This is a genomic window from Nocardioides sp. (genome assembly GCF_031422975.1).
In the GTDB taxonomy this organism is placed as follows: Bacteria; Actinomycetota; Actinomycetes; order Propionibacteriales; family Nocardioidaceae; genus Nocardioides.
The window spans coordinates 1-7,407 of the sequence record NZ_JANPEO010000548.1 but is presented as its reverse complement, the minus strand read 5'-3'; the positions used below and the strand labels follow the sequence as shown (position 1 = coordinate 7,407).

The window sequence follows — 7,407 nt, the reverse complement described above, 5'->3', positions numbered from 1 at the left end:
CCGAGGCGGGCATCTCCCGCGGCCTGCTCTTCCACTACTTCCCGACCAAGACCGACTTCTACCTCGCCTGCATCGCGGCGGCCGGCCGGCGCATCCTGCGCAACACGGCCCCGGACGAGTCCTCCGCAGGGCCGGACCAGGTGCGCGGCATGGTCGCGGCCATGATCGAGCAGATCGACCGGCGCCGGTCCTTCTACCTCACGCTGGTGCACGGCAGCGGTGTCGCCGACCCGCGCGTCAGCGAGGTCTACGACTCCGTGCGCTCGGTCTCCACCGACCGGGTGATGGGCGCGCTGGGCCTGGCCCCGGCGCGCCGGCCGATCGTGCACGCCTGGTGGGCCTACGTCGAGGACCGGGCGCTCAGCTGGTCGGCGGACGGGACCGCGGAGCGAACGGAGTCGATCGAGGAGCTGGTGGCGCACTGCGAGCGGGTGCTTGCCGTCGTGGGTGCCTGAGCCTGCGTCTCGAGCCGGTGCGACAGCCACCGTCGGCGCGGGAGTGCCAAGAAAATGCCGCGACCCCGGCTACCGGCATCGGGCACGATATCGGTGTGTCGCTCACGTTCTCCGTCCTCGCTGATCGGCCCGACCTCGCCGAGGCCATGTGGAGCATGCCCACCTCGTGGCCGGAGTTCATGCGTCACGATCCGATCGGCGGACTGTTCTACGGCAACGTCGAGACACGGTTCCCAGCATTTGTCATCGCCGCGCAGGACGAGGCAGGCGAGGTCGTCGCGTGCGCGTACTCGATCCCGTTCGTGCTCGGCGACGACGTGCTGCCCGACCACGGCTGGGACTGCGTGATCCGCAACGGCCTGCTCGCCAGCCTCGGCGGCGAGGAGCCCGATGCGATCTCCGCGGTCGAGATCGCCGTCCGACCCGACCGTCAGGGCACGGGCATCTCCGGACAGATGCTCGCCGCGATGCGCGACAACGCGGCGCGGTGGGGTTTTGCCGAGCTCGTCGCGCCGGTCCGTCCCAACGGCAAGCGCGACGTCCACGAGCCGATGGCGGCGTACGCGTCCCGGGTGCGCGCGGACGGTCTGCCGGTGGACCCATGGCTCCGGGTCCACGTCCGGGCCGGTGGCCGTATCGCGAAGGTGGCCCCCCGCTCGATGGTCATCCCCGGAACGCTCGAGGAGTGGCGGGCGTGGACCGGGCTGCCGTTCGACACCACCGGCCCAGTCGTCGTGCCCCAGGCTCTTTCCCCGGTCCACTGCGACGTCGACCACGGCGTCGCAACGTATGTCGAGCCCAACGTGTGGGTCGTGCACGAGACAGGCGACTGAGTCGCTGGCTCCGGAACTTCCTCGGTCAGGTCTGCACCGCAGCATTGATGTCCTCCCCGTGCTGCACGACGGGCTATCGCGGCCGACCATGCCCCGCCGCAAGACCGAAGATGAACAGAAGGAGGGGATCCGTGGGTCAGCCGAGCTTGAAGGGATCGCGCGGCTCGCCGGTCAGCTCGATGTAGACCGACTTGGTCTCGAGGTACTCCTCAACGGCGGCGATGCCGTTCTCGCGGCCCAGTCCCGACCTGCCGAATCCACCGAACGGCATGTTGGGTGCCACCACCCGGTACGCGTTGACCCAGATGCTTCCCGCCCGTAGCTGGGCGGCGACTCGGTGAGCGCGGTGGACGTCCTTGGTCCACACCGAGCCGGCGAGCCCGTACTCGGTGCCGTTGGCCAGCCGGATCGCCTCGGCTTCCTCGGAGAACGTGTAGACCGAGAGCACCGGGCCGAAGATCTCCTCGCGCACCACGGTGCTCTGCGGGCTCACCCCGGTGATCACGGTGGGCTTCACGAACAGCCCACCGAGCTCAGAAGCAGCCCCGCCGCCCGTGGCAAACGTGCCACCCTCCTCGGCAGCGATCCTCAGATAGCCCAGCACCTTGTCGTACTGCGGCCGGTTGGCCACCGGGCCCATCTCGGTCGCGGGGTCGTTGGGATCACCGAGCCGAATCGCCTCCGCGCGGGCAACCACCTTCGCCACGAGCTCGTCGGCCACGGACTCGTGCACGATAAGCCGCGACCCCGCCATGCACGTCTGGCCGGTGGCGGCGAAGACGCCGGCAACGATCCCGTTGGCCGCGGCATCCAGGTCAGCGTCCGGAAATACAGTCTGGGCGGATTTCCCGCCGAGCTCGAGGGTCACCCGGTTCACGTTCTCGATCGCTGCCCTGGCCACCGCGATGCCGGTAGCGGTGGATCCGGTGAACGCCACCTTGTCGATGCCGCGGTGTCCGGCCAGCGCGGCTCCCGTGGAGCGATCCGACCCGGTCACCACGTTGAACACACCGGCCGGGAGCCCGGCCTCATGCAGGATCTGGGCAAACGCAACGCTCGAGGCGGGCGAGTGCTCCGAGGGCTTGGCAACACAGGTGTTCCCCGCGGCGAGCAGGGGGGCGAGCTTCCAGGTGAGCAGCAGCAGCGGGCTGTTCCACGGGGTGATCGCACCCACGACCCCCACCGGTTCCTTGCACGTGTACGCGAAATAGTTCGGGTTCGCCAGCGGGACGCTCGAGCCTTCCAGCTTGTCCGCCAGCCCGGAGAAGTAGTTGAACCAGGATGACAAGCCGGCCATCTGCCCCGACATCTCCCGCATCAGCTTCCCCGAGTCGTTCACCTCGAGCCGCGCCAGCCGCCCAGCATTGGCGTCCAGGGCCTCTGCGCACGTGCGCATGATCGCCGCGCGCTGGAACCCGGTCAGGTGGCCCCACTCGCCGTCGAAGGCCGACCGGGCCGCCGCAACCGCGGCGTCGATGTCCTCCCGTGCGCCGTCCGCCACGCGCGCCCACGGGGCGCCGGTATAGGGGTTCTCGGACTCGAACGTACGACCCGAGACCGAGTCCACGGTCTTGCCGTCGATGAAGAGCCCGAACTCCTCCAGCACCGCATCGGACCCGGTCCCGGTGGCGGGTGCGGAACTGGATGTGGTGGTCACGGCCATGACCCGATGGAGACCGGAGTGCGGCCGCTGTCGGGCCACCCAGCAGGAGCAATGTCCATGCAACGAATCTAGAGCCGGCCCAACGCGATGGCTAGCCCCGCCGAGGATGGCAGGCGCGCGGAGTAGGCCTCAAGGGTTCGCTCGAGTGGTTGCTAGTGACGGTGCTTCTTCGTCTTGACGGCCCTGGCCGCGATGGTGAACAACCTGTTCTCGTCGCGGGCGGTGCCGTGACAGGCGAAGTTGGTGCGCTTGCCGCAGCTGAAGCGCGTCGAGACGTTGGCGAACGACACCGTCACGGCGGCGATCCTGGTCGCGCTGAACGGCACGAGTGACTGCGCCCGACTCCGGCGGTCGAACGTCAGCCGGCGGATCGCGACGGTGCCGTTGGTCTTGTGGACCACGAGGCGGGCAGCTGGGCTGGAGGAGCGTGCCGGGCCGTCCACGCGCACGCTCAGCCGCCACCTCTTCCCGCCCAGCCCGGCACCTGGTCGCAGGTGGAGCGCGTCGGCCGAGAGATGGTCCACCTTGGCGCGCTGCGTGTGCCTTCTCTTCGCACGGCTCAAGGTGACGTCGGCCAGCACCGGCGGGTTGGCGAACTCCGGCACGCCGGGCGCCTCGCGATAGTGCAGGCTCGGCGTGATGTTGACGGCCGCGAAGTCTGCGTAGACGTCGGTGAACGACTTCTTCTTCTTCTTGCGCAGGACGGACTGGATCGCCTCGATCGAGTAGCGCCCTCCGTCGCGGCGCAGGCTGCCCGCGGACAGCCATGCCTTCTTGACGAACTGGGTGCCGAACCGCTCGGTGAGGTACTCCCAGAAGATCCAGTTGCCGTACTGGAAGCCGTAGGTGGCGCTGAAGGCGTCGAGGGGCACGAACGGCGCCTGCAGCTGGCTGTAGCGGAGGTACTGCCGGTTGTCGTTGACGTCGTCGGCGACCTGCTCCTCCATCCAGGTGGCCGTGGACTCGAGCATCCACGGGTCCTCGTTGTAGTCGTAGGAGTACTGCACGACGTGGAAGAACTCGTGGGCCGCGGTCACCGCGAGGTTGTTCTCCGGCGTCTGGCTCGGGAACTGAGCGGGGGAGTAGTCGTTGTCGAGCACGCAGAAGCCGCTGGCGGTGCGTGCCTTCTTGCGGAACTCGGCGGCGCAGTAGCCGTACAGGCCGGCGTCGAGGTCCTTGAGGTAGACGTCGAGCTTGTTGTCACCACCCGCGCTGCCGTCGGTGCGAGGGGCGCGGTAGCCGAGCTGGTTGACCTCGCGCTCGTAGACGTTCTCCATCGTCGCCAGGCTCTGGGCGACCCACTCGGCGCTGGGCGGCGCATCAGCGGTGGTGGGGACGTAGTGGACGCACACGTGGGCGCCGCACTGGCTGGAGGACGGCACCGTGTAGCCGTTGTCGAACGGGTCGGCAGGGCCGTCGGTGGGCCGGGCGAGCAGCGAGGCCGCCTCGGCCGCCTCCGCTCCGGTGAGGTCGGGCCGGGTCAGCCAGAGGTCACGCAGCGCGACCGTCGCGGAGGGATCCGTGGGCCGCGCGCCGCCGGCGAGCACTCGCCCGGCCGTGTCCAGGGCGGTCAGTGCCACGCGGGTGTCGGGATCGGCCGGGAGCGGCGTGGGGTCGGCCTGCGCGCCGGCGATGGAGCCGGGCAAGGGGGAGAGCAGCAACCCCAGCATCACGGCAAGCATGGTTGACCTCAGCACGCACTCATCCCTTCGTCGCTGACCCGAGCAGCCCCAGACCTCCGACCCGCAGCGTCGCAGGTCAGTGCTCGAGGCTACGTCAGCGGGGCCGGCGGACCAGAGTCGCCGTGATGGCGAATCGCTGGCGATCGTCTCGAGGCGTGCCGTGGCAGGCGAAGTGCGTGCGCTGTCCGCAGTCGTAGCGCGTCGAGGCGTTGGCCAGCACGACCACGACCCGGCGGACCCGGGCACCGGCGAAGTTCACGACCCGGCTGCCGTGTCCGCGTCGGAGCCGCAGCGTGGTGACCTTGCCGGACACCCTGTGCACCTGCACGCTCACCGCGGCGCCACTGGAGCGGGCGGCCGACACGGTGACCCGCAACCGCGCCTGTGCGCGCAGCCCGGCGCGGGGCCGGAAGGCGATCGCCCGGGCCGTGAGGTGGGGTACGCCGATGCGCTGGTCGCGCCACGTGGACCGGCCCGCTCCGAGGCGCACGAGGTCGTCGACGGCCTCCGCCCGGTAGGCGTGGCCCTCCTCGTAGCCGCGTCCCGGGGCGAGGTTGGCGAGAGCGAAGGCGGCATACACCGCGGGGAACGTGCTGTGCCGGCTCTCGATGAAGTGCCGCACCGCCTCGATGGAGAAGTCGTTGCGGCGGCCCGGTCCGGCGTCGGCGAGCAGCCAGATCTGCCGGACCGCGTCGACGCCGTACCGCTGGGCGAGGAACTGGAAGAAGATCCAGTTGCCGTAGATGCCGAGGTCGGAGGCGGCGTGGTCGAGCGGCACGTGGCGCCGTCCCAGCTGGCCCGAGGAGAGGTACTGCCGGTTGTCGTTGTCGTCGTCGGCGACCTGCTCCTCCATCCACGTGGCCGTGGACTCCATGAACCACCTGTCCTCGTCGACGTCGATGCCGAACTGCACGGCGTGGAAGAGCTCGTGCGCAGCGGTGACCCGCAGGCTCTCGTCGGGTGGCATCGGGAAGCCGCGGAAGTCGTTGTCGAAGACGCAGAAGGACGAGGCGTGACCCGGCGCGCCCGGCACCGGTGCCTCCGGCGCGCAGTAGCCGTAGAGCCCGGCGCGGCTGATGTCGGCGAGGTAGACGTCGAACTGCGCGCTGTCTCCGAGACCGCCGTCGGACGGGACACCGCTGTAGCCCAGCTCGGCCATGCGCGTGAGCGCGAACTCCGTCACGTCGAGGTTGCGGCGCACCCAGTCGGGGTTGACACCGTCGGCTGCCGCGAGGGGTGGGGCATCGGAGGTCGTGGTGACGTAGTGCACGCAGACCCGGTCGCTGCACACCCGCGACTGCGGGGCCGCGGGGTCCCAGAAGAACTCCCCGGAGCCGTCGGCCGGATCGGTGGGCCGCGAGGCGGCGCTCCCGACACCGCGGGCCGACCGGGCGGCGTTGGCGAGGTAGGCGTCGCGCAGGTCCAGCGTGTGGTCTCGGGAGAAGGTTCGGCGCTCGTCCGAGGAGGCAGCGAGCGCCTGGTCGGGCGGCAGGAACGCGGCCACGATCACGAGGGCAAGGGCCGCCACGACTCTCATCACATGTCCGCGATGTGTTCGATGATCGCGGTCGTGGAGATCGCGGGCGTGCGGGTGAGGTAGACGACGTCGCACACGTCGGCGTACTCGTCGAACTTGCCGGCCCAGTCGTCGCCCATCACCAGGACGTCGGCGCCGTGCTCGACGATGTAGTCGCGCTTGGCCTCCAGGCTCTCCTCGACGAAGACCTCGTCGACCACCCGGAGGGCCGCCACGATCGCCAACCGCTCGCGCTCGCTGAAGACGGGAACACGGCCCTTCTTCCTCTCGTTGAGAGCATCGGCCGAGACGCCCACGACCAGCCGGTCGCCGAGCGCCGCGGCACGTTCGAGCACCCGCAGATGTCCGACGTGGAACACGTCGAAGGTCCCGAAGGTGATGACGGTGCGCGACATGCGCGCCAATCTAGTCGCAGGCCTCAGCCAGCGGCCTGAGAGGATCCCCGCGTGGCCATCACTGCCCCCCTGTCCATCATCACGCCCGACGCGGGCGCCGACGAGGCGCGCCGCCGCGGGCTGAGGCAGATGCGGACGGTCGCCGTCGCGTTGCTCGTGCTGGCCGCTGTCGTGTACGTCGCAACGCTGGGCCGCGAGGGGGCGTGGGGCTTCGTGAACGCCGGTGCGGAGGCGTCGATGGTGGGCGCCATCGCCGACTGGTTCGCGGTCACCGCGCTCTTCACGCACCCTATGGGCATCCCGATCCCGCACACCGCGCTGATCCCCAAGCGCAAGGACGAGCTGGGCAAGGGGCTCGAGGAGTTCGTGGGGGAGAACTTCCTTCAGGAGGACATCATCCGTGAGCGGACGGCCGCGGCGGCGATCACCGCCCGCGTCGGAGACTGGCTCGGCGACCCAGCCAACGACCGGCGCATCGTCGACGAGGTGTCCGACGTCGCCGCCATCGCGCTCGGCAAGGTCCGCGACGAGCACATCGCCGACCTCGTCAACGGCGCCTTCGTGCCTCGCTTCCGCGACGAGCCCATCTCGCCGATCCTCGGCACCCTGCTGACCGAGATGGTGCGCGACGACCTGCACCACGGTCTGGTCGACCTGGCGCTCGAGGAGATGCACCGCTGGCTGGTGCACAACGGCGACACGTTCACCGACGTGCTCAGCGAGCGTGCTCCGTGGTGGGCGCCGCCGCGGCTCAACGAGGCCGTCACCCAACGCCTCCACCTCGAGGCCATCCGCTGGATCTCCGACATCCGCGACACTCCCGGCCACCACGCCCGTGGGGC

The 7,407-nt window shown here is 70.0% G+C and carries 7 protein-coding genes; 3 read left to right on the top strand and 4 right to left on the bottom strand.

Features of this window, described 5'->3' with window-relative positions; translation table 11 throughout:
- On the top strand, positions 1–455 hold a 455-nt coding region (locus RMO85_RS16425; RefSeq protein ID WP_310529797.1), incomplete at its 5' end, for a TetR/AcrR family transcriptional regulator.
- A gap of 95 nt (positions 456–550) precedes the next feature.
- A complete protein-coding gene (locus RMO85_RS16420) occupies positions 551–1,288 on the top strand; it encodes an N-acetyltransferase (protein ID WP_310529796.1) in 738 nt (245 codons plus the stop codon).
- Between the two features lie 136 nt (positions 1,289–1,424).
- Here RMO85_RS16420 and RMO85_RS16415 read toward each other — a convergent pair whose 3' ends face one another.
- The 4 genes from RMO85_RS16415 to RMO85_RS16400 all read right to left on the bottom strand — a co-directional run bounded on the left by RMO85_RS16415 (position 1,425) and on the right by RMO85_RS16400 (position 6,565).
- A complete protein-coding gene (locus RMO85_RS16415; protein WP_310529795.1) occupies positions 1,425–2,945 on the bottom strand; it encodes an aldehyde dehydrogenase in 1,521 nt (506 codons plus the stop codon).
- Positions 2,946–3,103: 158 nt separating this feature from the next.
- The gene (locus RMO85_RS16410) at positions 3,104–4,648 is read right to left on the bottom strand and encodes an MXAN_6640 family putative metalloprotease (RefSeq protein ID WP_310529794.1); all 1,545 of its coding nucleotides are present in this window, start codon (positions 4,646–4,648) and stop codon (positions 3,104–3,106) included.
- A 79-nt stretch (positions 4,649–4,727) separates the two neighbouring features.
- Positions 4,728–6,161, bottom strand: a complete 1,434-nt coding sequence (locus RMO85_RS16405; RefSeq protein WP_310529793.1) for an MXAN_6640 family putative metalloprotease — start codon at positions 6,159–6,161, stop codon at positions 4,728–4,730.
- Positions 6,162–6,169: 8 nt separating this feature from the next.
- Complete coding sequence (locus RMO85_RS16400; protein WP_310529792.1) at positions 6,170–6,565, bottom strand: adenylyltransferase/cytidyltransferase family protein; 396 nt, start codon at positions 6,563–6,565, stop codon at positions 6,170–6,172.
- A gap of 51 nt (positions 6,566–6,616) precedes the next feature.
- On the opposite strand from RMO85_RS16400, the gene RMO85_RS16395 reads away from it, so the two are divergent.
- Positions 6,617–7,407 (top strand): DUF445 domain-containing protein (locus tag RMO85_RS16395; RefSeq protein WP_310529791.1); only part of this gene is annotated, 791 nt, incomplete at its 3' end.

Coding starts and splice junctions, on each gene's coding strand:
- RMO85_RS16400 (WP_310529792.1), bottom strand. CDS start 6,565: ATGTCGCGCACCGTCATCACCTTCGGGACCTTCGACGTGTTCCACGTC.